A 24,790-nucleotide genomic window follows, 5' to 3' on the forward strand; every position below is an offset into this window, starting at 1 on the left:
ACCGCTGCTTGGACGCCCCCGTCGACCGCTCTCCCGGAGCCCCGCGCCGAGTCGGCCCCAGGGCTGCGGCAAGGGAGGACGCCTGCCTCCGGTTCCGTTTCCGGCCCTCGGCCGGCACGCTTCCCGGTGGCCGGCAGAGTCTTCTTCCTCAGCCACTCCAGGACACCTCGGTCACATCCGCACCACCCTCGCCCGGCGGGCCTCCTGGCCGAATCCGAACGCTGGTGGACACACCCCCGGGCAGGACGTGAGCGACCACCGCCCGGGTAGGGTGATCGCCAGCCGTGACACCGGCGCGCCGCGCCGGGCCGGGCGAGCGCTGGATGCCCTGTCCCATGCCGACGCAGGAGCCGAGCAGTTGAACTCTCTTCAGACACCTTCCGCGACGCTGCCCGAGGGGCGGGTGCCCGGCTGGTTGGCGCAGGTGGCCGAGGTTCTCTGCGACGTCATGGGCTCCGAGCGGGCCGAGGTCTGGGCGCGCCGGGTCGCCGGCGAACTGGAGCGGCTGGACGGTGTGCCGTTCAGCGTGGTCCACGACTGGCACGCCTCCGGCCTCGGTCCGCTCACCGCCGAGGCGAGCGCGCGGCGCGGCGGCGACGCGGCGGCGCACCAGGCGGTGCGGCTGCTGCACCTCCGGGCGCTGGCGGGTGAACAGGTCGCCGAGCCGGACTGGCGCAGCGCGCTCGAACCGGCGCTGCGGGAGGTCTACCGGCACGCCTACGCCTACGCGGAGGCCTACGCCACCGCCTCCGGGGCCGCGCGCGCCTTCGCTCTGTCGCGTGGCTACGACGAGATCGAGGCCACCGAGTACGGCGAGACCTACGCCGGGTCGAGCACCGAGGCCAACGTCCGGGCCCACGCGGACGCGAACGCCCTGGCGGTCGCGGCGGCGACGGCAGCGGCCTTCGCGGCGGCGGACGCGACCGCCTACGCCGCGACCTATCCGTTCGCCCAGGTGCAGGCGTGTCTCCGAGCGCACGCCGAACTGGACGTGGTGAAGCGTCAGGAGGTCGGCTCGCGGCTGGCCGACGGCCTCGCCGACTGCCTGGCCCGGGCGGGCGTCGGCGCCCCGGCCTGATCGGCTGACCGCACGCGCGAGCCGCGCGCCCGGCCGAGCCGCGTCCCGCCGAGTCGTTGCTCGACGGGGCGCGGCTTCCTCCGTGGCGGCCTCAGGCCTTGAGCGGACCGCCGTTGATGGCGACCCGCTGGCCGTAGCGGGTGAACGGGTAGTAGTCGTAGACCGCGTGGTGCTGGACGCAGCGGTTGTCCCAGAACACCAGCGTGCCGGGGGTCCAGCGGACCCGGCAGCTGAGGATCGGCCGGCGCGGCACCACGCTGAACAGCATGTCGAGCAGGGCCCGGCTCTCGTCCGCGGACAGCTGCGGGATGCGGCCGGTGTAGGCCGGGTTGACGTAGAGGATCTTGCGGTCGGTCTCCGGGTGTCGGACGATCAGCGGGTGCTCGGCCTTGGGGATCACGTACCCGGGGGGCGGGGTGTATCCCTGGAACGCGATCGCGCCGTCGTGCACGGCGGTCATTCCGTCGAGGAGGTCCCGCATCACCGGGGACAGCATCTCGTACGCCAGGTGCATGTTGGCGAACAGGGTGTCGCCGCCGCTGCCGGTCTCGGGCACGCGGGTGATGTAGAGCATCGACCCCAGTGAGGGTTCGGCGTCCGCGGTGCCGTCGGCGTGCCAGCCGTTGCCCGCGACGTTCTCCGCCTCGGGAGTGGTGCTGATCTCCAGGATGTACGGGTCGCCCTCCGGCGGCGGCGGGTTCACCGGGCGCAGCTCGCCGAAGTGGCCCGCGAAACGCTTCTGATGCTCGGGGGTGATGGTCTGGTCGCGGAAGACCAGCACATGGTGGTCCAGGAACGCGGCCTTCACCTCGGCCAGCTGTTCCTCCGTCAGTTCCTGGGAGAGGTCGACCCCGGAGATCTCGGCGCCGATGACCGGCGTCAGCGTGTCGACCGCGATGGTGCGGTACTTCTGTGCGGGCCGGGTGGTGATGCCTCTGATGGCGTCCAGTTCGTACTGCTCCATGAAGTCGTCTCTCTGTGCGATGGGATGGGGCGACAGGGGGGAGGGGAGAAGCGATGACGGCTACAGGCCGCGGGCCAGCAGATCGGCCAGGATGAGGCGGCCCGAGGCGAGGTTCCCGTGGATCTCGTCGTCCGCCTCGCACAGCTCGGGACGCTGGAACCCGTCCGGACCGGTCGTCCGGGCCCGCAGGTCGACCACCTCGACGCCCAGCCCGACGACCGCCCGGCGAACGCATTCCTGCGCCGCCATGAACACCGCCGGGTCGGACAGCCCCGGCACCCGCTGCGGCGGCATCACCGCCAGCACCCGCAGGCCCAGGGTGCACGCGTGCCGGTAGAAGGCCAGCGCGTCGCGCACCATGGCGCAGACGATGGCGTCGAACAACGGGCTCGTCAGGAAGCCCTCGGGGAAGCCGCCGTCGTGTCGCCGGTAGACGTGCCAGTTCTCCCTGGTGGCCATGAAGTGGGCGCTGAACCCGAAGGTCGCCACGAGCGGGACGGTGAGGCCGCCGAGGCCGGGTGCGTCCAGTTCCTTCAGGAAACCCCGGTAGTACGCGTCCGCCTCGGGGTTGTGGAAGGCGACGTCGCTCGCGCTCGGCTCGAAGAAACCGTCGGTGAACTCGCGCCCGGCGCCGATCGGGCCGCCCTGGAACGGGATGCCGGCCGCCTGTGCGGCCCGCCCTATCGGTCCGGCGTGCGAGTCGCCCAGGAGCAGGAACCTAGCGGGGGCTGTAGTAGTCGAGTACGGCGTCGTCACAGCTGTCCCCTCCCTTGACGAGCGGGCGACGGCTCTGCGGCGCGGTGGCGTCGCGGCCGGGGCCGAACGCGGCCGCGAAGTGGCGCATCACGAACGCCACTCCCTCGGGGGTGACCGTGCGCAGGTTCGGGGCGTAGAACGCGCTCTTGAAGGGAGCGCCGGTGATCAGCTCGTACGACGGGAAGTAGTCGACGTGGTCGTCCTCCAGTGCCAGCTGGCCGGCCACCGCCCGCAGCAGGGACTTGCTGTAGGTGTTCGCGGTGAGTGCATGACCGCCGGTGGCGGTCGCGGTCAGCGGAACCGGGGAGACGGTGAGCAGCACCCGCAGCTCCGGACTGGCCTCCCGGAGCAGGGCGACGGCCTCGCTCAGATCGCGGTGCAGCTCGACGAAGCCGTAGTTGTGGAACGTGTGCCGCCCGGGATCGAAAGCGCCGCGCACGGTGCCGGGGCAGGCCGGGAGAACGGTGCCGTCGATCCGGTCCAGCCAGGCCTCGGTCAGGCCCATGGTGAAGATCAGGCAGCGGGCTCCGCCGACGGCACGGCGGATGGCGGAGAGGGTGGTGGCGCGGGCCGCCAGCATCTCCTCGACCGACGCGTGGCCCTCGGGTTCGACGGACGGGCGGTAGGGGTCGTAGCAGCGGCCGTCCTCCACCCAGCCCGCCTCGGGCGGTGCCGATCGACCGAAGGCCCAGCTCAGCCACTGCCGCAGCATGGCTGGGGTGTAGACGGTGCCGGTGCGGAACGAGAACTCGCCGTAGTGGCGGGCCCGGCGCTGCTCCTCGGTGAGCCCCGGCGGCGCCGGTTCCGCGTCGTACCAGTTCATCCCCTGCTCCAGCAGGGCCGGACCGATCCGGGCGGCGAAGCAGGAGCCGGCGGTCAGGACCGGGTCGTCCTGTCCGAGGGTGAACGCGGGCGTCCACAGGTCGTCGATGGCGAACGGGTCCGGCTCGGCCACCGCGGGGCGCCAGAACGAGCGCGCCGGCAGTGCCTGGTAGGGGTTCAAGGAGTCGGTCTCCAGTCGGCGGATCGGCGGGTCAGGGGGTCGGCGGGTCAGCGGTTCCTGGACGGGTGCTGCGACGCGGCGTTGATCGCTGCGGCCACCGCGTCCGCGTACGGCGGCCGGACGATGCCGTAGTGCGTGGTGTCGAGCCGGTGCCAGTCGCTCGGCTCGGGGAGGTGGCCCCGCCACAGCGCCTGCTGCCGCTCGGGCGTGCCGTACGACGGAAGGCCGTCCACCGGCTGCCCGGCCAGCCAGAGCTGACTGGGTGTGGCGGCCAGGCGGGGCACCTGGTGGTCGGTCATGCTGCGCAGGTTGGCCCGGCAGCACTCGGCGAGCCGCTCGGCGTAGGCCTGGGCCTGCGGGCCGGCCGATCCTGTCCCGCTGTGGCCCAGCTCGTTGGCGAACACCGTTGCGAGCTGGCTCTCGTCGTAGCGGCGGAGCAGCGCCCCGGCACCGGGTGGGGGCGGGTCGAGCAGGTGGAGTGCGTCCAGCGGACGACCGGCGGCCTCCGCCTCGGCGGCCATTCCCACCGCGACCCAGGCGCCGAAGGACCACCCGGCGACCTGCCGACGCCAGGTGCCGTGCGGGAAGCGCGCCTGCAGTGCGGCGTGGTAGCGGCGCGCCCGCTCGGCCAGTGTCCAGGCGGACGTTCCGGGCTGCCGCAGCGCCGGGTCGGCGATGAGACAGACCGTCAGCCGGGCGTCCAGTGCCGACACCAGCGAACGGTAGGCCTGGATGTCGCCGCCGACCGGGTGCACCAGGCACAGCACCTGGTTCCCGGTGCCCTGCTGCCAGACCTCCACCGTCACCTCGCCGGCCCCGAGTACGTCGGACGCCGCCGTGGCCTGCCGCAGCCGGTCCAGGATCTCGCTGAGCGAGACCCGGTGGCTGAGCTGCGAGAGCTCCAGTTCGACGTCGAAGCGGCGCTTGACCTCCTCGATCAGGTCCAGCATGGTCAGCGAGTCGGCGCCCAGGTCGTAGAGCGAGAGGTCCGGGTCGAATCCGTCGACGCCCAGCCATGCGCAGAGCCGTTCGGAGAGGATCCCGGCGGGAGTCGCGCTGGACGGGGCCGGCTCCGTGGCCGTGGCAGGGGTCGTCGTGGGGGCGGGCGCGGGCGCGGCCGTCGTGATCGCTCCGGCGTAGAAGGCGCGGGAGGCGTCGACGTCGGTGGTGGAGACCAGCACCTGCGGCAGTCGCAGCCCGACGGCGCGTGCGAAGAGACGTTTCCCCTCCTCGACCGACAGGCCGACCGCGAGATGGGCCCGGTGCCGTGCGTCCGGCTGGATCACCCGTACCGCCATGCCGGTCTCCGCCCAGACGTCCCAGGCGATGCTGATCCGGGCGGTGGTCTCCGCGTCGTCGGTGCGGTGCCCGGCGAAGCCGTCCAGCAGGCCGTTGGCGGCCGCGTAGTCGAACTGGCCGACGCCGCCCAGTTGCGCCGACATGGAGGAGCAGTAGACCGCCAGCGTCGGCCGGTACCGCTCGATCAGCCGTTCCACCAGCAGTGCGCCCCGGAGCTTCGCCTCGGTACCGGCCCGCGCTGTCGCGGTGTCGCGCCGGACGATCAGACCGCCCGCCGCCAGGCCGACGGCGTGGACCACGCTGTCGATCCGGGCGGTGCGCCCGGCGATCCGGGAGAGCACCTCGTGCAGCGGCTCCTCGGCCAGGTCCGCGGCGATCAGCTCGACGCGGTCGGCCCAGGGCGCCAGCTCCTGCGGCGGTTGCGGCTGTCTGCCCAGCAGCAGGACCCTGCTGTCGGTCTCCGCCAGCAGCCAGGACGCAAGCGCCGCGCCGATGCCGCCGGTACCGCCCAGGACCAGGTGGACGCCGGGTCCGGCGGGCAGTGCCAGGGGCGCGATCCCGCCTGGGGCCACCGGCAGCGCGACCTGTTCCCACCAGAAGCCCTGACGCAGCGCCAGCTGTCGCGGAAGCCCGGCCGAGGTGTCGGATCCGGGACGGGCCTGCGCCAGCAGGGTCGCCAGTTGCGGGGCCCAGCGGGACGGGTCGGCGTGTGGCAGGTCGATCCAGTGGCCGCGCACAGGGCTTTCCTGCGGTACCACCTCCCCGGCACCGGCCAGCAGGCCCAGTTCCGGCCGCAGCAATCGCCCGTCGACCGGCCTGGCCCGGTACGACAGCCACCAGGGCCGCAGCCGCGCTGCCCACGGAGCGCCGGCTGCCGCCTGGACCAGGGCGGCCGCCGTGTCCAGGCACGCCCGGCGGGCGCGCTCCAGGGAGTCCGGACCGACCGGTCCGTCGACCCCCAGCGGCAGGGCGTGCAGCCAGTCGATGCCGTCCGGGCCCGCGTCCGCCAGGGAGTCGAGCAGCAGGCGCAGCGACACGGCGTCGGCGGGGTCGACCTCGAAGAGATCGTCGCCGTGCCGCGCGAAGGTGTCGGCGGCTTCCACCCGCACCACCCGGTCGTAGACCGCGTCGAAGGTGCGGACCGCCGCCGAGGGGGCCTGACCGTCCGTCATCAGCACCAGCAGCCGCCCGGTGCGTGACGGACCGGCGGTCGGGGCGGTGGCGGCGGCGCGGTGGCGTCGCACCCACTGGGGCTGGTGCAGCCAGTCAGCCTCCGGGAGCCGTGGCGGTGCCTCGAAACCGGCAGAACCGGCAGCAGTGCCGGCCCCGGCGGTTCGGGGCGCTTCGAGGGTGTCCGCCGGACGCGGGGCGCGGTCGAAGTCGTAGTCGGCGAGGGCGAAGGCGGGGGGCGGGAAGTCCCACGGGGCCTGGGCCGGGCCGGTGGGCCAGGCTATCGCCCGCCCGGCCAGCCAGTCCCCGGCGAGGTCCGTCGCCGGACGGCTCACTGCCGGAACCCCCGGCCCGCCCGTCGCCGGGACCGGGACCGGAGTGGCCGACACCGTTGCGCCGCGCAGCCACGCGACGGCGGAGGGCGCGTCCGGGCAGGCCGCCGCGATCCGCAGGCGACGCGGCGGCCGACCGGCCTGCAGGTGGCGCAGCACCTGCGGGTAGGACTCGGGACGGCCCTCCAGGTAGTCGGCGATACGGGCGGCGTCAGTGCGCAGGGCGGCCTCGCTGCTGCCCGAGAGCACCAGACAGGGCTGCACCACCGCCGCGGCCGGCGCGGTTGACGGGGTATGCGGAACTGGCCCGGCCGCCGGGACCTGGGCCTGGTCCGACTCGATGACCAGGTGGGCGTTGGTTCCGCCGATGCCGAAGCTGCTGACCGCTGCCACCCGCTCCCGGCCCTCGGGCCAGGGCCGGGCAGTGGACGGTATGTAGAACGGGGTCGGATCGGGACCGATCTGCGGGTTGAGGGCGTGGAAGTCGACGTTGGGCGGGATCAGGCCGTGGTGCACGGCGAGGGTCGCGCGGACCAGGCCGACCACACCGGCGGCAGCTCCCAGATGCCCGATCTGGCTCTTGACCGAGGTCAGCGCGCACCGGTCGGGCTCCGTCACGGCGAAGGCCTGGCGCAGCGCGCCGACCTCGACCGGGTCGCCCAGCCGGGTGCCGGTGCCGTGCGCCTCGACATAGCCGAGGTCGGCCCCGGTCCGGCCGCTCCGGCGCAGCGCGGCGCGGATCACCTCGCGCTGTCCGGCGAGCGAGGGTGCGCTGTAACTGAGCTTGTCGGAGCCGTCGTTGTTGACGGCCGAGCCGGTGATCACCGAGTAGACCGTGTCGCCGTCACGCCGGGCCAGGCGCAGTGGCTTGAGCACCACCATGCCGACGCCGCTGGCCCCCACGGTGCCACTGGCGTCGTCGCTGAACGGGCGGCAGTGGCCGTCCACCGAGAAGATGTGCTGCGGGCGGTAGTGGTATCCGTCGGTCAGTTCGGTGTCGACGAGCACGCCGCCGGCCAGCATCACCTCCGCGTCGCCCTGACGCAGCAGCCCGGCGGCGACGTGCACCGCGAGCAGCGAACTGGCGCAGGCCGCCTGGGTGGTGAAGGCGGGGCCGGTCAGCCCGAGGTGGTAGGCCGCCTTGGTGGTGAGGAAGTCCTTCTCGTGGTGCAGCGCCAGCTGGAAGCCATCCGGCAGTCGCGCGGGATCGGCCCCGCGCAGCATCGCCTGGAAGTAGGTGTTCTCACCGGCTCCGGCGACCAGTCCCACCCGCGAGGCGGACGGGTCGGCGATCCCGGCGTGCGCCAGTGCCTCGACACAGCTCATCAGGAGATGGCGTTGCTGGGGGTCCATCAGCAGGGCCTCCTGCCGGCTGATCCCGAAGTGGTCCGGGTCGAAGGCCAGCAGGCCGTCCATCTGGCTGCGCACCCCGACGAGGGGGTCCGGGGCGTCGAAGTGCTCCATGCCGCGTCCGCCGGTCCGGACCAGCTCCCAGAACGCGGGCAGGTCCACGGCGCCCGGCAGTCGTACCGCCATCCCGATGACGGCGATGGGCTCGTCCGGCCTCCCGCTGCCGTTCGCGTCGGCGCGGCCCGGGTCGGGCGAAGTGGTCGCGGTGTCCTGCCCGTCGAGGAAGCGGGCCAGCGCGCGGACGGTGACGTGTTCGAACAGGTCGGCGATGGTGAAGCGGAGACCCAGTCCGGCCGTGCAGCGCAGCTGGAAGCGCATCAGGCCGAGGCTGGACGCCCCCGCCTCGAAGAAGGTCTGCTCGGGGCCGACGGGCGAACCGGTCACCGTCTCGAACTCCCGGGCCAGGCGGGCCTCCAGGGCCGACAGCTGGGGCCGGTCCGGCTGGGCGGTGCGGGTCAGGCGGCGCAGCTCCCGGCCCGGCGCCCGCAGTGCGCCCCGGCGGTCCAGCTTGCCGCTGGGCGTACGCGGCAGGGCGTCCAGCACCCGGAAACGCTCGATCCGCACGTACGGCGGAAGCAGCGGTGCGAGGTGAGCCGCCAGTTCTTCGGCCGCCGGGCCCTCCGCTGCCGGTGCCCCGTCACGGAGCTGCAGGCAGGCCACCAGTTGCTCGCCGTCCAGTTGTTCGCCGTCGCGGACCACCACGGCGTTGAGGATCCGCGGATGCCGCAGCAGGGCCGCCTCGACCTGTCCGAGTTCCAGCCGGTGCCCGCTCAGCTTGATCTGCTGGTCGTCGCGCCCGCAGTAGTGCAGCAGGCCCTCGCGGTCGAAACGGGCCCGGTCGCCGCTGCGGTAGAAGAGGCCGAGGCCGGGCAGCTCGACGAAACGCTCGTCGTGGAGAGCCGGGTTGCCCAGGTAGCAGCGCGTGGCCATGGTCCCGCCGAGCAGCAGCTCGCCGGTGCACTCGGCCGGGACGGCCTGGCCGTCCCCGTCCACCACCCGCAGCACGGCGTTGGCGACGGGACGGCCGATGGCCGGGCGGTCCGGCCACCGCATCGGGTCGCCGTCGAGACACAGGCTGCTGACCACATGGGTCTCGGTCGGCCCGTAGTGGTTGAACAGCCGCGCCCCCGGCATGCCCGCGAACCAGCGGCGGATGGCGTCGGTGCAGACCAACTGCTCCCCGGCGGTGACCACCTCGCGCAGCCGCGTCGGGAACCGGCCCAGGTGGACGCCGTGTTCGGCGAGCAACTGCAGCGCCACGTACGGCATGAAGACGCGCTGTACGCCCGACGACTCCAGCTGCTCCAGCAGCGCCGGGGCGTCCTGCCGCCACTGCGGCCGCACCAGGTGCAGACAGCCGCCGCCGCACAGCGTCCCGAAGACCTCCTGGAAGGACACGTCGAAGGAGAGCATGGAGAACTGCTGGGTGTCGGCCGGTGCCGCGAGGCCTCCCGAATCCGTCTGCCACAGCAGCAGGTTGCACAGCGTGCGGTCGGAGACCTGCACGCCCTTGGGCGTGCCGGTGGAGCCCGAGGTGAACAGCGTGTAGAGCGGGCGGACGCCGTCGTGCGGGGGCAGCGCCGGCGCGGCGGCGGTGGACAGGATGACCGGGTGGCGGACGATGCGGCCGTCCGGGTCGACCTGGTCGAATCCGTGCTCCCCGCCCGGCGGGAGCAGCACGCACAGGGGGTCGAGCTGCTCCAGGAACTGCCGCAGCAGGGCCGGGGGATAGGCCGGGTCGAGCGGCACGATGGTCAGGTTGAGCCGGGCCAGCGCCAGCAGCGCCACCACGTGCTCGACCGAGGGTCCGAGGTGCAGTACGACGCAGCGCGGCAGCCCGTCGTCCGCCGCCGGCCCCTGGACGGCGCGCAGTTCGGCGGCGAGCGCCGCCGCGTAGGCGTCGAGTGCGGCGTAGCCGACGGTGGTGCCGTCGTCCGTCGCGAGGGCCGGGGCGTCGGGGGTGAGCGCCACCTGCCGGGCGAAGCCCTCGGCGACCGTGGTCCACCCGGGCGGTACCGACGCGCCACGGCCCGGCTCGGGCAGCGTGCGGCGGTAGGGGGCGACCAGCTCGGCCGGGGTCGCCGTCCCGCCCTCGGCGAGCAGGTCCAGGCCGCGCAGGAACAGGGCGGCCATGGCCTCCGTCTCGGCAGCGCTGAAGTGGTCGTCGGAGTACTCCCAGAGGCAGGCCAGGCCGTCGGGGCGCTCGACCACGGACAGCGTCAGCGGGCACTTGGCCTCGGCCGGCGCCCACCACAGCGGACGCGCGGAGCAGTCCCGCAGCGCCAGCGCGTCGAAGTCGGTGTTCTCCAGGACGAACAGGAAGTCGAACGGCGCCTCGCCACCGCTCGCCGCCCGGTCGCTCAGGACGTCGGCGAGCACCACCTCCTGACGGTCCAGCACATCCCGGGTCCCGGCGCCGAGACGCAGCAGCTGACCGCGCAGGTCCTCCTGCGGCGCGACCCGCAGCGGCAGCAGCACGGTGTTGGCGAACATGCCGACGCCGGACTCGAACTCCTGTACGGGACGGTTGGCCACCGGGCCCGCGACGCGCGGGCGGGTGCGCCCGGTCACCCCGTACAGGCTCCAGGCGAAGACGCCGAGCAGCAGCTGGAAGCGGGTCAGTCCCAGCTCGGCGCAGAGCCGGTCCACGGTGGTGCGGCGGACGACGTCGAGCGAGGTGTGCAGCAGACGCCCCTCGCGGCGGGAGCCCGCGCGGGTGGGACGCAGCGGCTCGTCGCCGTCGCCCGTCCCGCCCGCTTCACCGGTCTCGTCGGCCTCGCCGGCCTCGTCCAGGGCGGCGTAGTGGGCCCGCAGTTCCTCGCGCCGGGCCCGGTAACCGGGGCGGGTGAACCATTCGGCCTGCCAGGCCGCGAAGTCGAGCGGGGTGCGGACCTGCGCCGAGTCGGGGCCGACCGGTCCGTCCGCGCCCTCCGCGCCCTCCGCGCCGTCTAGGGCCCGGGCGTAGCCGGTCGAGAGGTCGTGGAACAGGACGTTGAGCGACCAGCCGTCGACGGCGATGTGGTGCAGCCGCAGCAGCAGCACGCCACCGCCCTCCTGCGGCAGCCAGCACGCGCGCAGCATCCGGGGCTGCGCCAGGTCGAAGGGCAGCGCGAAGAACCGGTCGGCGAAGTCCCGGACGCCCGCCTCGTCGCGGACGGCTCCCGGGCCGGGCCCGGCCCATGGGTCGTAGGGGTCGCCGACGGTCTGCAGCAGTCCCTCGGGCGCGGGCTCGAAGCCGGTGCGCAAGGCCGGGTGCTGCTCCACCAGCCCGCGCAGCGCGCCGCGCAGCGCGTCGGCGTCGACCGCGCCGTCCAGCCGGAAGGCCAGCCCCACGTGGTAGGCGCGGGACTGCGGCGAGCGCTGTTGCAGCAGCCACAGCCGCTGCTGCTCACTGGTGGCCGGAGCGGTGCGCGCCCCGCTCGGGGCGGCCGGCACCGGATAGGGGGAGGCACCGGCGGACCGGTCGGTACCGCTGCCGTCCGTGCCGTCGCCGTCCTTGCCATTGCCGTCCGTGCCATTGCCGGGCGCGGTGACGGCTGCGGCGCGGGCCTCGGCGACGGCCTCGGCGACGGCGGCCAGGTCCGCGCGGAGCACCAGGTGCTGGGGCAGCTCGCAGCCCCAGCGCCGGCGGACCTCGAAGCGCAGCCGCAGCGCCTTGAGCGAGTCACCGCCCACCGCGATCCAGTGGTCCCCGAGCCGCAGTTCCGGTACGCCCAGCACGTCCTCGGCCAGGTCGAGCACCTCGCGCTGCCAGGCGGTGGGTCCCGGGCCGTCGTGGCCACCCTCCGGACGCCAGGGGCGGTCGTCGCGGCGCAGCAGCGCGGCCTGGTCGACCTTGCCGTTGCCGTTCAGCGGCAGCGCCTCCACCAGGTGGATGTGATGCGGCCTCATATAGGCCGGGAGCCGGGCCGCCAGGTGGCGGCCGAACTCCTCGAACGACAGCTCGTCACCGAGCACCAGGTAGGCCAGCAGTTCGTACGGGCCGTGCTCGCCGTCGCGGCGGGTGCACACATACGCCTGGCGTATCGCGGGGTGCGCGGTGATCTGCCGTTCCAGTTCGCCGGGCTCGATCCGGAAGCCGCGGACCTTGACCTGGCGGTCGGCCCGCCCGACGTACTCGACCAGGCCGTCGGCGTCGCTGCGGACCAGGTCGCCGGTCCGGTAGTGGCGCTCGCGGCCGCCGTCGTACCAGGGCAGCAGCACGAAGCGGCGCCCGGTCTCCTCGGGCAGGTTGCGGTAGCCGGCCGCCAGGCCGTCCCCGCTCAGCAGGAGTTCGGCGACCTCGCCGGGCCGGGCCGTCCGGTCGGCGCCGGGCACCACCAGGACCGCGCCGGTGCCGGGAAGTACCCGCCCGATCGGCACCACGTCGCCGTCGAAGTCGCGGGGGATCGGGTGGCACAGCGCGAAGGTGGTGCTCTCGGTGGGGCCGTAGACATTGTGGAGCCGGGTGCCGCTCGCGCCGTTGTGCTCGTACCAGCGGCGGATCAGCCGGGCGTTGAGCTGCTCACCACCGACCAGGACCTGCCCCACCCCGGCGAAGCAGTCGGGCACGGTGTCGACCACCGCGTTGAACAGCGCGACAGTCAGGAAGAGGGTGTCGATGCGCTCGCGCAGCAGCGCCGCCGCCAGCCTGTGCGGGGTCTGCACCGCCTCGTCGCCCAGGATCACGCAGCAGCCGCCGGTCAGCAGCGGCACCCAGACCTCGAAGCTCAGTGCGTCGAACGCCGGGTTGGACAGGCAGGCATAGCGTGCGCCCTCCTCCAGCCGGAGGTAGCCCGGCAGGGCCAGCCGGCAGATTCCGGCCTCCCGTACCTCGACGCCCTTGGGAGTGCCGGTCGTTCCCGAGGTGTAGAACAGGAAGGAGACCGGCGCGGCGGACGCCGGCGGCCCGGGGTGGATGCCCTCGCCGCTGCCGGCCGCCGGGAGTTCGGCCGCCGGGATTTCGACTGCCAGGAGTTCGGCGACCGGTAGCGGTCGCACGGCGTCCGGCAGGTCGTCGGGAGCCGTGCCGCCGTGGATCAGCGCCACGCTGCCGGAGTCGGTCAGGATGTGGCGGGCGCGGTCCGGCGGGCTCTGCGTGTCCAGCGGAACCACCTGCGCGCCCAGGCGCAGCACGCCGAGCATCGCGCAGACCAGCTGCCAGGAGCGCGGCAGCGCCACCGCGACCGCCTGCCCCGGGCCGACACCGCTGCGGCGCAGCCCGTCGGCGACCGCAGCGCCGGCCGCGTCGAGGGCGGCGTAGTCGAGCCGCAGGCCGCCGTCGACCAACGCGACGGCGTTCGGCGTGCGCAGCGCCCGCACGTGCACACCCTGCGCGAGCCCGGTGGCCGGGGACGGCTCCTCCGGCACGGCGGGGGACACGGGCGGGGACGCGGCGGGGAGGTCGGTCGCGGACCGCATCAGGACTCCAGGGCGTGGGACGGGCCGGTCGGCTCCCCGGCGATCGGCAGGGGAGCGGGAGCAGGGGCGGGGGCGGATGGGTGGTCCGGCCCTGGTGCGAGGTCCGGTCCGGCCGCGCGCTCCAGCTCGGCGACGATGAGCCCGGCCACGCGCGGCACCTCGTCGCTCTCCAGCAGGTCCCAGTGGCCGCAGCGCACGGGCTCGACCAGCAGGCCGTTCTCGGCGCGCCGCCGCCAGAACCCGACGACCTCGGTCCCGTCCCCGTCGTCGTCCGGGTCCGCTGTGGCCTGGACGAACACCAGCCGGGCCGGCGAGGGCGCCGGGTCGTGGTCTCCGGCGGTCATCCGGTTGTGGTTGTAGATGCGGAAGTACCGGTCGATCTGGTCGTCCTCGATGCCCGGGTACATGCCGTTGAAGCGGACCAGCTTCTCGCGGAACTCGGACGCCTCCACCGGCTCGACCGCCGCGCGGCGGGCCGCGTCGTCGGTGCCGTGGGTGTCGAGCAGGACGACGCTCAGCCGGGTGTGCCCGGCGCCCGCCAGCAGGCGCCCCATCTCGTGGGCGACCAGGCCACCGTAGGAGAGGCCGCAGAGGACCAGCGACTCGTCCGGCCGCGGATCGATCAGCTTCAGGTACTCCTGTGCCATGGCCTCGACGCTGGGCAGCGGCACCTCGCCCTCGTTGAGGCCGGGCGACTGGATGCCGACCACGCCCACCGAGTCGGGCAGTGCCGTTGCCAGCGAGAGGTAGCAGAAAGCGGTGCCGCCCGCCGGGTGGACGCACACCACCCGCTGCCCGCCGTCGCCGCTGCGGAACTCGATCAGGCTGCCGTCCGCCCGGCCGGCCGCCCCCTTCCGCAGCCGCTCGGCCAGGGCCTCGATGGTCGGGTGCAGGATGATGTCCCGGATCGGCAGGGTCTCGCCGAACTCCTCGCGGATGGCGTGGGCCACCTTGATCGCGGATATCGAGGTGCCGCCCAGGTCGAAGAAGCTGTCGGAGACCCCGATGGCCGGGTGCAGCAGCAGCCCGCTCCAGATCCGGTACAGCGCCATCTCCACGTGGTCGCGCGGGCTGGCGGTGTTCACCTGGGCGGGGGCGGCGGACCGGGCCTGCTCCAGCAGCGCCGCCCGGTCCAGCTTGCCGCTGCGGTTCAGCGGCAGCCGCGGGAGTTCGACGAAGACTGCCGGGACCATGTAGTCCGGCAGCCGCCGGGAGAGCGCGGCCCGCCACTCGTGCGGGGTTCGTGACGCCGTGTCGCCACGGCCGATGCCCGCCACCAGGCGCAGTTCCCCGGTGGCGCCGCCGTGATCGGCCAGCACCGCCGCCTCGCGCACACCGGGCAGTTCCAGCAGCGCGGCCTCGACCTCGCCCGGCTCGATCCGGAAGCCCCGCAGCTTGACCTGGTCGTCGCGGCGGCCGGCGTAGACGGCACTGCCGTCCGCGAGCCAGCGGGCCAGGTCGCCGGTGCGGTACATGCGTTCGCCCGGCGCGAAGGGGTCGGCGACGAACCGCTCGGCGGTCAGGTCGGGCCGGTGCAGATAGCAGCGCGCCAGGCCGGCGCCGCCGAGGTGGACCTCGCCCACCACTCCGGCCGGCACCGGCCGCAGCCGCTCGTCCAGCAGGTAGAGGCGGGTACGGGGCAGCGGCCCGCCGATCGGGCACGGCCGCTCCAGCGGCTGCGGGCCGGTGTAGGCGGTGCTGTAGAGCGTGGTCTCGGTCGGCCCGTAGCCGTAGCAGACGCTGAGACCGGGCAGCGCCTGCCGGATCCGGTACAGCGCCGACTCGGGTAGGGACTCCACCCCGGTCAGCAACTGACGCAGTACCAGTCCGTCCAGCCGGGCCGCTGGATCCTCGTCGATCCAGGTGACGTAGGACGGGGGCAGGAACGCCTGGGTGACGCGGTGTTCGCGCATCCAGCCGAGCAGTGCCCCGGGGTCGCCGCGCAGCGCGTCGGGGACCGGATGGAGCACCGCGCCGGTGGTCAGCGGCATCAGCAATTCGTGCACCGAGGCGTCGAAGCCGATGCTGGACCAGGCCGAGGCGGCCTCGCCGGGCCGGTCGCCGAAGCGCGCCAGCCACTGGTCGAACAGGTTGGTGACGCTGCCGTGGGTGACCGCCACGCCCTTGGGCCTGCCGGTCGAACCGGAGGTGTAGATCACATAGGCCAGGTCGGCGGGGCGGACCACGATTCCGGGGGCGTCCTCGCGCCGTCCCGAAGCCTCGACTGCGCAGAGGGCCTCCCAGTCGCCGGGCGGCGCGTCGGCGTCGCTCAGCACCAGCGTCGGTGCGGCGTCCGCGACCATGGCGGCCAGTCGCTCAGCCGGCTGGCCGGGATCCAACGGCAGGTAGGCGGCGCCGGCCTTGAGGATGCCCAGTACACCCACCACCAGCTCCGCCGACCGGCCCGCGTGCAGTCCGACCACCTGGCCGGGGCCCACCCCTCGCCCGATCAGGGCGTGCGCCAGCCGGTTCGCCCGGCGGTCCAGCCCGGCGTAGTCCAGCCGCTGTCCGTCGCAGACCACCGCCGGCGCGTCGGGCCGGGTACGCACCTGCGCCTCGAAGCGCTGCACCAGGCCGCCGCGCCGGGACGGCGAGGCCACACCCTCGTCGTCGGCGGCGCTCCAGGCGGCCAGCAGCTCCCGGCGCTCCTGCGGGTCCATCAGGTCCAGGTCCGCCACCCCCCGGTCGGGCCGCTCGGCGAGCTGCGCCAGCACCCGCGGCAGGTAGCGTGCGAACCGCTCGACCGTCTCGTGGTCGAACAGGGCGGTGGCGTAGTCGAGCTGGCCGACGACGCGGTCGCCCTCGTCCGTCAGCGACAGCGCCAGGTCGAACTTGGCCGGAGCGTGGGGAACGGCGAGCGGCTGCACCACGACGTCCGGCAGATCCAGCAGGCCGGTCATCGAGGGGACCCAGGCGAACATGGCCTGCACCAACGGGCTGTAGGCGGCGCTGCGCGGCGGGTTGACCAGCTCCACCACCCGCTCGAACGGCAGGTCGACCCGGTCCAGCGCCCCCCGCAGGACCGTCCGTACCCGCTTGAGCAGGACGGACCCCGTCGGTGCGTCGGTCAGGTCGACCCGCAGCGCAAGGGTGTTGACGAAGAAGCCCATGAGTCCCGCGACATCGCCGCGGCCGCGGTTCGCGGTGGGAGCGCCGAGGACCAGGTCGGTCTGGCCGCTGAGCCGCGAGAGCAGCACCGACCAGCCGGTCAGGATGGTGGAGAACAGGGTGACGCCGTGCGAGCGGGCCACGGCCCGGAGCGCGGCGGTCAGCTCCGGGTCCAGTTCGAGGGGGATCCGGCCGCCCCGGTAGTCCTGCTCGGCCGGGCGGGGCCGGTCGGTCGGCAGTTCCAGCAAGGGTGGTGCGCCGGTCAACTGCTCGGTCCAGTAGGCGCCCTGCGCAGCGGCCTCGGCTCCGGTCAGCCACTCCCGCTGCCGGTCGGCATGGTCGGAGTACTGCGAGGTCAGCGCGGGCAACTCGGCATCGTCGCCGCGCCGGAACGCCGCGTACAGGACGCTGAGCTCGCGCAGCATCACCGTCCTGGACCAGCCGTCGATGACGATGTGATGGACCGTGAGAAGCAGCGTGTGGCGCTCGGCGTCCAGCACGACCAGGCGTGCCCGGGCCAACGGGCCGCGGCTGAGGTCGAACGCGACGGTGCACTCGTCGTGCTGCAGGGCGGCGAGCCGCTCCTCGGCGTCGTGAAGCCCGGTCAGATCGTCGACCACCAGGGCGAAACCGGTGTCCGGCGGATCGATCAGCTGCCGCACCTCCCCGCCCACCGGAACTATTCGGGTGCGCAGCGCCTCGTGCCGGGCGACCAGCGCGTCGAAGGCGCGGGCCAGCAGCGCACGGTCCAGCGGCCCGCGCAGGCTGAAAGCCATGGCCTCGTTGTACGCCTCGCCGGCGCCCTTCATCTGGGACACGACCCAGAGCCGCTGCTGCGCCGACGACAGCGGATGCGGCTCGGGGAACGTGTGGTGGTCCGTGGCGTTGATGCCGTCGTGGGAGATGTGCGTCGCCGACAAGGCCAGCCCTTTCCCCGGAGGGGGTTGTGTGAGAACGCGCGATCACGGTTCGGCGCCGTCGTTCGTCCGACGGCCGCGAGTGGGAAGGAGGCGGGGAGCGGGCGCGGACGCGCGGAGGTGCTCCCCGGTGGTGTCTCGGTCAGGCGTTCACCGGGCGTCCAGCCCTGTGCGCGAACACCCCATGGGCCGACGGCCGTTGCCGCCCCCGCCCTCTGGTTCTCACGAAGCGTGCCCACTTTCCTTGGCCGGCCGACCCGCGCGCTCACCGATGCAGGTCGAACAACCAGACGTACTGGCAGCTGATTTCGCTCGTCAGTGCCACGTGCTTGGCTCGGTCATGATGATTGATTAAGTCCCCTTACCGTGTCAATGGTTGGCTGGCTCGAACGCTTCGAACACGGTGGGTAGTCAATCGGCTGCGGGTGCGCGCACTACGCGGCCGGTCCGGCGGTCCGCTCCTTGCGGACGAAGGCCCGGCGCAGGGCGTGGTACGGGGCCTGGGGGTCGAAGAAGATGTCGTGCATGCGGGCGAGTTCCTCCGCCCGGTACGCGGAGAGCGGTTTGACCGACTGGTCGCTCTCCATTTGCGACTTCTTCCGTGCGATCCGCTCCTGCAGGGCCGGGAGCGCGGCGAGTTGCGCGGCCAGCGTTCGGACGCCCGCCGGGAACCGCGCCGGCCCGCACTCGACGACCCGGTCCAGCAGCCCCAGATCGTGCGCGGCCGTCACGCTCAGCGGCAGCGCCTGCTCGGTGAGCCGCCGGGCGGCACCCGCGCCCACCCGGCGGGGGAGGGTGTAGGTCCAGTACTCCGAGCCGTACAGCCCCATCAGCCGGTAGTGCGGGTTGAGGACGCCGCCCGCCCTGCACCACACCTCGTCGGCGGCCAGCGCCAGCATGACGCCGCCGGCGGCGGCGTTGCCGCCGAGGGCCGCGACGGTGAGCCGGTCGGTGGTGGTCAGGACCGCCTCGACCAGATCGTCCATCGCCTGGATGTTGGCCCAGGACTCGGCGGCCGGGTCGGCGGCGGCCTCGATGACGTTGAGGTGGATGCCGTTGGAGAAGAAGTCCCGGCCGCCGCCGAGGACCAGCACCGAGGTGGGGCGGTCGCAGGCGCGGCGGTAGGCGGCCAGCAGGCGCCGGCAGTGGTCGGTGCTCATCGCCCCGCCGGGGAAGGCGAAGTGCAGGAAGCCGACCGGTCCGTGCTCCCGGTAGCGGATGTCCGTCCAGCTGCCGGCGTCCTCCGGTGGGGCGGGCAGCTCGGGCAGTTGCGGCAGCAGCGCGCCGAGCGCCGACGTGGCCGGGAGTTTGATGCCGGGTGAGCCGCCGGGGCGCCTGCGGGCCCGCAGTTCGGGGATCCACACCGCGCCGTCGGTGGTGGCGCGGCAGACGGCGCCGGCCCGGGTGGCCAGCAGTTCGCCGGGGCGGCCGCGCAGGTGCGGCTCGGGGTGACCGCCGTGCAGGAACCACTCGGCGCCGCACAGTTCGTCCAGGACGCCGGGCTGCGAGTCGGCCGCCCGCAGTGCCCGCAGCACCCTCGCCGTCGGGTCCGCCTGCCAGTCGACGCGGCGCAGGCTCTGGTCGAAGTACGGGCGGGTGTGCGCGGCGTCCGACGGCCGCGTTTGGGGTCGCGGCAGGTGGGCGCCGGAGGAGACGCGGTCGACGGCGAGCAGTACCGCCTGCACCGCGGCGTCGGAGACCTCGCCCCGGTAGAGGTCGCTCTTGGCGATCGCCTCCGGCACCGGGCAGGCCACGCTCGCCCAGACATCCCCGCCGTCCATCACCGCGTTGGCCTGCAGCACGGTCACACCCCACTGGGTCGCGCCCTCGTGCAGCGCCCAGTCCAGCGAGGAGGGGCCGCGGTCGCCGACCGGCCCGGGGTGGACGATCAGGCAACGGTACGCGGACCACACGTCCGCGGGGATCGCGCTCTTCAGCATCGGCGCCAGGACCAGCTCCGGGGTGTGCCGGCGCACCCCTTGCCGCACCGCGTCCTCGTCGGGCGCCAGCTGGAATTCCACCTGGTGGCCGCGGCCGCGCAGTTCGACGAGGACCCGCTGGGTCAGGCTGTTGAACGCGCTGGCGACGAGCAGGATGCGCACGGCTGCCTCCCGGCAGCCCGCCGGGAGGAGGGGACGGCGGGCCTGGCTGCCAGTGATCCTCACGCCGACGCGGTCGCGCGGCGCGGACGCGCGCCGACAGGTCGCCCGGTCGGCGTAGGCCCGGGCCGGCCCGGCCAGGAGGAACGCGCTGGTGTCTCCGCTGCGGTGACCGTGGATCAGGGCAGGGTCACGTCGGCCGACATGCCGGCCAGGATGTCGGGCTGGCGGGTGTCCATGCTGATCGTGACGTCGTAGTAGGTCCCGCCGGGCACCCGGGCCGGGTCCAGCAGGATCTGGCTGATCCGTCCGGGGACGGTTCGGCTCACCGCCGAGAAGGCGAGCTGGACGGCCTGGCCCTTGTGAGCGCTCGACATCTCGGACTCCGGCAGTTGCGCGGTGACCCGGAGCGCCCCCGAGTAGACCGTGATCAACGCGGAGTACGCGGGTTCCTGGGTGGCGGCGCTCCCGGGGGCGGCGCTGGGGACGAAGAGCTGGATGCCGGGCTGCTGGTTCACCAGGGTGCCCGACTGTGCCGCCGGGCCCGAATAGGCGTGCACGCCCTGGGGGCCGACGATGTCGCCCACCGCACCCGCGGTGTCGGCCACGGTCCCGTCCGCCGGTGCGAGGATCGAGGTCTGACGGAACGCCAGGTCAGCCGTGGCCAGCTGGGCCTGGGCCGAGGCGAGTTGCGACTGAGCCAGGGCGATGGCGGCCGGGGTGAGCGCGGTGCCCTGGGCGGCGACCCTCGCCTGGGCCGCCTGGAGGACCGACTGGGTCTGGGTCAGTCCGCCCTCGTCCTGCTGCTGCTGTGCCTGGTTCGAGGACTGGATGGTGCTCAGGTTGGCCTTGGCCTGGGCGAGAGCCGCGGAGTCCTTGTCGACCTGGGACTGCAGGCTCTGGCAGTACTCCACCTGGGCGGTCGGGGTCGGCGAGGGGGTCGGCGTGGTGCGGGGCGACGCGGTCGTGGAGGGCGACGGCGGGGGTGTGGCGCCCGGGGTCGTCCCGGCCGTCGGAGCGGAGCAGTACTGCGCGTAGCGCGCGGTGTCGTTGCTCAGGGTCGTCTGGTCGGAGGTGATGACCGTGGTCTGCGCGCTGATCGCGTTCTGCGCGCTGTTCTGAGCCACCGTCAGCGCGCCCTGTGCGCTGTTCATCGCGGCCTGCGCCCGGGCCACGTCCAGCTGGTTCGCGCTCTGCTGCACGGCGGTGGTCTGCGGGTTGCGGTCCTCCGCGACCAGGGCCGTGTCGGCGCTGACGGCGGCCTTGGCGGCGGCGAGGTTCGCCGCCTCGACGCTGCTCACCTGGGTGGCCAGCACCTGGCCCGCTTTCACGTGGTCGCCGGGCTGCACCGTGAGCGTCTGCACGGTTCCGGTGTTGGGGAAGTCGAGGTAGTAGGTGTGGACGGGGGTGACCTGGCCGCTGAGTGTCAGCGGCCGGGCGGCGATGGTGTGGTACGTGACCAGGCCGGCGCCGACGCCGCCGCCGGCCACGACCAGTGCCACTACGAGATGCAGGGCGCCGAGGCGGGACCGTACCGGCCTGATCTCTCCGACCCCCGCCTCGCCGCTGGCGAGCGCGGCGTTCATGCCGCGCGCGGGGCCCGACGGCTTGGCCATCTCTGTGTCCTTCCTCGGTGGTCTGTGGTCGGCGTGGGTTGGTGACGGCCGGCGTGGGCCGTGCCGGTTGGTTGCCCGTCGGTCGATGGAGGGTTGGTCGACCGACGGGCAGTCGGGGGGCGGAGCCGGCGGAGCGTCAGCGCTCGTGCGGTCCGGGTGCGGCCTGCGGTTGCAGAGCGGGCGGCGTGGGCAGTTCGGTCAGCAGGTCGTCGGCGATCTCCATCCCGGACCGCCACACCGACCTGGCGATGATCTTGCTGAGGTCGACCCGGGACCGATAGCGCCCGGCGATGCCGGTGCACTCGTCGAGCAGTCCCTCGGACAGGGTGGTCGGCTCCAGCCCGAGCGCCAGGAAGCGGTCGTTGCGGACGACCAGGTCGTTCTCCACGGCCTCGCGGCGCGGGTTGGGCAGGTTCGCCACCCGTACCCCGGTCAGGCTGCTGACCAGTTTGGCCAGGTCGCGAACGCGGTGGCTCTCCGTCACCTGGTTGAAGACCATGGGACGGTCGCCGGCGGCCGGGGGGTTGGCCAGCGCGATCTCGATACATCGGACGGTGTCGCGGATGTGGATGAACGCCCGGGTCTGGCCGCCGGTGCCGTGCACGGTCAGCGGATGACCGATGGCGGCCTGCATCAGGAAGCGGTTGAGCACGGTGCCGTAGTCGCCGTCGTAGTCGAACCGGTTGATCAGGCGTTCGTCGCGGACCGTCTGGGCGGTCTGCGTGCCCCACACGATGCCCTGGTGCAGATCGGTGATCCGTACCTGGTCGTTGGCCGCGTAGAAGGAGAACATCAGCTGGTCGAGCGTCTTGGTCAGGTGGTAGACCGAGCCGGGGTTGGCCGGATGCAGGATCTCGCGCTCCAGGTCCCCGTCCGGGGTGGGCACTTTGACGGTCAGATAGCCCTCCGGGATGGGAGCCGAACCGGACCAGCCGTAGCCGTAGACGCCCATGGTGCCCAGATGCACCAGCGCCGCATCGGTACCGGTGGCCACCAGCGCGGACAGCAGGTTGTGGGTGGTCCGCACATTGTTGTCGATCGTGTAGCGCTTGGACTGGGTGGAGCGCATCGAGTAGGGCGCCGCACGCTGCTCGGCGAAGTGCACGACGGCGTCCGGGCGCAGCGCCGAGAGCAGGGCGACCAGCCGGTCGTACTCGGTGGCCAGGTCGAGCCGGACCAGGCCGATCTCCCGTCCGGAGACCTCGTGCCAGACCCGCAGCCGCTCGCCGATGGGCCGGATCGGGGTGAGCGACTCGACCTCCAGCTCGATGTCGATCGCGCGACGGCTGAGGTTGTCGACGATCGTCACGTCGTGCCCGCGATCGGACAGATAAAGCGCGGTCGGCCAGCCGCAGAATCCGTCGCCGCCGAGAACGAGGACATGCATGGAAACCCACCTCCGGGTAGGAGCGATCCGTATGCGGAATGCAAACAGGGATCGGTGCAGAATTGCTGCGGGGTCGATGCGACGCGGCGGCTGCGCAGGAAAGTGCGGTCGGAAGTCCGCGATACTCGCCATGGCCCTGCTGAATGCGGGCAAGGACCGGTGAGCCCTTTTCGGGGCCACCGGCACATTGGCGACTGTGACACAAGATCTGGGCCATGTCCAGCGCATGCCAAGCAAGTGGAGGAAGCGGCCTTGTTTCGATAGTGGTCTATACAGGCAGCGCAGCCCTGTCACCACTGGTCAGAGGTGTCAGGGGTAACTCGGCGGTAACCTCGGCGCCCCTGGCGTCGCCGCTGGAATGATCAATCGCTGCGCGCCGCCGGCCGGGAATCCATGATCGCGTATACCGGTCGGCCCGCCGGCCGGAGTTCCGGGTGAATAAGGGATGATTCCGGGAGTCCCCTGATTCGTCAGGAACAAATGTTAACGTTTGGTAAGGGCCCGATGTCGAATGTGTTTGAACGGCGCGCCCTGTGCTATCACTTCGGGCAGGGAAAGGAGGGCTCCTATGATAAAGAGAGCCCGTTCTGACGATGAATCGGATACCTACCTCCAGGTGACTTCCGGCGCCGATCTCCGTGTGCTCGCCGACGAGGCAGACGCCCGTCTGGCCAAGGCAGACCCCGCGGAGATCGTGTCCTGGGCGCACCGCACCTTCGGTCGCGGACTGGTGGTGGCCTCCTCGATGGCGGACACCCACCTGGTCCACCTGGCGCAGCAGGTCGCGCCGGGGATCGACGTGCTCTTCCTGGACACCGGCTACCACTTCGCCGAGACCAGAGGCACCCGCGACGCCGTGGCCCAGGCGTACCGGATCAGTCTGATCTCACTGACCCCCCGTCGGACCGTTGCCGAGCAGGACGCCGAGTGGGGTCCGCGACTGCACGACCGCGACCCGGACCGCTGCTGCGCGCTGCGCAAGGTCGAACCGCTGGAGCGGGGGCTGCACCCCTACACCGCCTGGATCACCGGTATGCGGCGCGAGGAGTCACCGAGCCGGGCGTCCGTCCGGGTGGTCGACTACGACGCACGCCGCGGCAAGGTGAAGATCTCCCCGCTGGCGGCCTGGAGCCAGGACGACGTCGACGCCTACGTGGCCGAGCACGGCGTCCTGGTCAACCCGCTGCTGCTGGACGGCTACACCTCGGTCGGCTGCGAGCCCTGTACCCGGCGTCCGCTGCCCGGTCAGGACCTCCGGTCCGGCCGCTGGGCCGGTCGGCCCAAGACCGAGTGCGGGCTGCACTCATGAGCGAGGAACAGCAGGTCACCCTGCTGACCGAGAGTACGGCGGGCCCCCGGCGGCTCTCCCATCTGAACGTGCTGGAGTCCGAGTCGGTGCACGTCTTCCGCGAGAGCGCGGCGCAGTTCGAACGCTCGGCGCTGCTGTTCTCCGGCGGCAAGGACTCGATCGTGATGCTGCATCTGGCGCTCAAGGCCTTCTGGCCGGTGCCGCTGCCGTTCGGGCTGCTGCACGTCGACACCGGGCACAACTTCCCGGAGGTCATCGCGTACCGGGACCGGGTGGTGGCCCGGCACGGGCTGCGGCTGACGGTCGCCCGGGTCCAGGACTTCATCGACGACGGGAGGCTGCGCGAGCGGCCGGACGGGAGCCGCAACACGCTGCAGACCGTGCCGCTGCTGGACGCGATCGCCCGCGGCCGGCTCGGCGCGCTGTTCGGCGGCGGTCGCCGGGACGAGGAGAAGGCACGCGCGAAGGAGCGGGTGTTCTCGCTGCGCGACGAGTTCGGCGCCTGGGATCCGCGCCGCCAGCGGCCGGAACTGTGGTCGCTCTACAACGGGCGCCGGCGCGGTGGCGAGCACGTCCGGGTCTTCCCGCTGTCCAACTGGACCGAGCTGGACGTCTGGGAGTACATCGCCCGCGAGCGCATCGACCTGCCGGAGATCTACTTCACCCACCGGCGTGAGGTCTTCCATCGCGACGGGATGTGGCTGGCCGCGGGCGACTGGGGCGGACCCGCCGACGGTGAGTCCCTGGAACGGCGCCAGGTCCGCTACCGCACCGTCGGCGACATGTCCTGCACCGGAGCCGTCGACTCGCACGCCGCGACCGTCGACGAGGTGATCACCGAGATCGCCGCCTCCACGCTGACCGAGCGCGGCGCCACCCGGGCGGACGACCAGTTGTCCGAGGCCGCGATGGAGGACCGCAAACGCGAGGGGTACTTCTGAC

11 protein-coding genes are annotated in these 24,790 nt (G+C 73.0%); 3 read left to right on the top strand and 8 right to left on the bottom strand.

The annotated features are described in order from the left end of the window. Window positions 1-358: 358 nt before the first annotated feature. On the top strand, window positions 359-1,078 hold the full coding sequence (locus ABH925_RS01730) for a SpcZ (RefSeq protein WP_370144807.1): 720 nt from the start codon (window positions 359-361) through the stop codon (window positions 1,076-1,078). A gap of 91 nt (window positions 1,079-1,169) precedes the next feature. Here the strand turns inward: ABH925_RS01730 and ABH925_RS01735 are convergent, their stop codons facing one another. From ABH925_RS01735 to ABH925_RS01770, 8 genes are all read right to left on the bottom strand, one after another. Next, complete coding sequence (locus ABH925_RS01735; protein WP_370144808.1) at window positions 1,170-2,042, bottom strand: TauD/TfdA dioxygenase family protein; 873 nt, start codon at window positions 2,040-2,042, stop codon at window positions 1,170-1,172. Between the two features lie 60 nt (window positions 2,043-2,102). Then, window positions 2,103-2,798, bottom strand: a complete 696-nt coding sequence (locus tag ABH925_RS01740; RefSeq protein ID WP_370144809.1) for a hypothetical protein — start codon at window positions 2,796-2,798, stop codon at window positions 2,103-2,105. After that, a complete protein-coding gene (locus tag ABH925_RS01745) occupies window positions 2,761-3,801 on the bottom strand; it encodes a GSCFA domain-containing protein (RefSeq protein WP_370144810.1) in 1,041 nt (346 codons plus the stop codon). The genes ABH925_RS01740 and ABH925_RS01745 overlap by 38 nt, the downstream gene beginning before the upstream one ends. A 47-nt stretch (window positions 3,802-3,848) precedes the next feature. Next, on the bottom strand, window positions 3,849-13,412 hold the full coding sequence (locus tag ABH925_RS01750; RefSeq protein WP_370144811.1) for an amino acid adenylation domain-containing protein: 9,564 nt from the start codon (window positions 13,410-13,412) through the stop codon (window positions 3,849-3,851). Next, a complete protein-coding gene (locus tag ABH925_RS01755; RefSeq protein ID WP_370144938.1) occupies window positions 13,412-17,368 on the bottom strand; it encodes an amino acid adenylation domain-containing protein in 3,957 nt (1,318 codons plus the stop codon). Before ABH925_RS01755 ends, ABH925_RS01750 begins: the two co-directional genes overlap by 1 nt. A 503-nt stretch (window positions 17,369-17,871) precedes the next feature. Beyond that, complete coding sequence (locus ABH925_RS01760; RefSeq protein WP_370144812.1) at window positions 17,872-19,539, bottom strand: hydrogenase maturation protein; 1,668 nt, start codon at window positions 19,537-19,539, stop codon at window positions 17,872-17,874. A gap of 176 nt (window positions 19,540-19,715) precedes the next feature. Beyond that, window positions 19,716-21,152 carry an HlyD family efflux transporter periplasmic adaptor subunit gene (locus ABH925_RS01765; RefSeq protein ID WP_370144813.1) on the bottom strand — a complete coding sequence of 479 codons (1,437 nt, stop codon included), beginning with the start codon at window positions 21,150-21,152 and terminating at the stop codon, window positions 19,716-19,718. Window positions 21,153-21,288: 136 nt separating this feature from the next. Then, complete coding sequence (locus ABH925_RS01770) at window positions 21,289-22,539, bottom strand: NAD-dependent epimerase/dehydratase family protein (protein WP_370144815.1); 1,251 nt, start codon at window positions 22,537-22,539, stop codon at window positions 21,289-21,291. Window positions 22,540-23,107: 568 nt separating this feature from the next. Between ABH925_RS01770 and ABH925_RS01775 the strand changes: the two genes are divergently transcribed. Continuing rightward, the gene (locus ABH925_RS01775) at window positions 23,108-23,848 is read left to right on the top strand and encodes a phosphoadenylyl-sulfate reductase (protein ID WP_370144816.1); all 741 of its coding nucleotides are present in this window, start codon (window positions 23,108-23,110) and stop codon (window positions 23,846-23,848) included. Next, window positions 23,845-24,789: a sulfate adenylyltransferase subunit CysD gene (cysD, locus tag ABH925_RS01780; protein WP_370144817.1), complete on the top strand. Its 945-nt coding sequence runs from the start codon at window positions 23,845-23,847 to the stop codon at window positions 24,787-24,789. Before ABH925_RS01775 ends, cysD begins: the two co-directional genes overlap by 4 nt. Window position 24,790: the final 1 nt, after the last annotated feature.

This window comes from Streptacidiphilus sp. EB129, from assembly GCF_041262645.1.
In the GTDB taxonomy this organism is placed as follows: domain Bacteria; phylum Actinomycetota; class Actinomycetes; order Streptomycetales; family Streptomycetaceae; genus Streptacidiphilus.

Excerpts from the sequence above, each read along its gene's own strand:
- ABH925_RS01775 (WP_370144816.1), top strand. The coding sequence starts at position 23,108 with ATGATAAAGAGAGCCCGTTCTGACGATGAATCGGATACCTACCTCCAG.
- ABH925_RS01735 (WP_370144808.1), bottom strand. The coding sequence starts at position 2,042 with ATGGAGCAGTACGAACTGGACGCCATCAGAGGCATCACCACCCGGCCC.
- ABH925_RS01770 (WP_370144815.1), bottom strand. The coding sequence starts at position 22,539 with ATGCATGTCCTCGTTCTCGGCGGCGACGGATTCTGCGGCTGGCCGACC.
- ABH925_RS01750 (WP_370144811.1), bottom strand. The coding sequence starts at position 13,412 with ATGCGGTCCGCGACCGACCTCCCCGCCGCGTCCCCGCCCGTGTCCCCC.
- ABH925_RS01765 (WP_370144813.1), bottom strand. The coding sequence starts at position 21,152 with ATGGCCAAGCCGTCGGGCCCCGCGCGCGGCATGAACGCCGCGCTCGCC.
- cysD (WP_370144817.1), top strand. The coding sequence starts at position 23,845 with ATGAGCGAGGAACAGCAGGTCACCCTGCTGACCGAGAGTACGGCGGGC.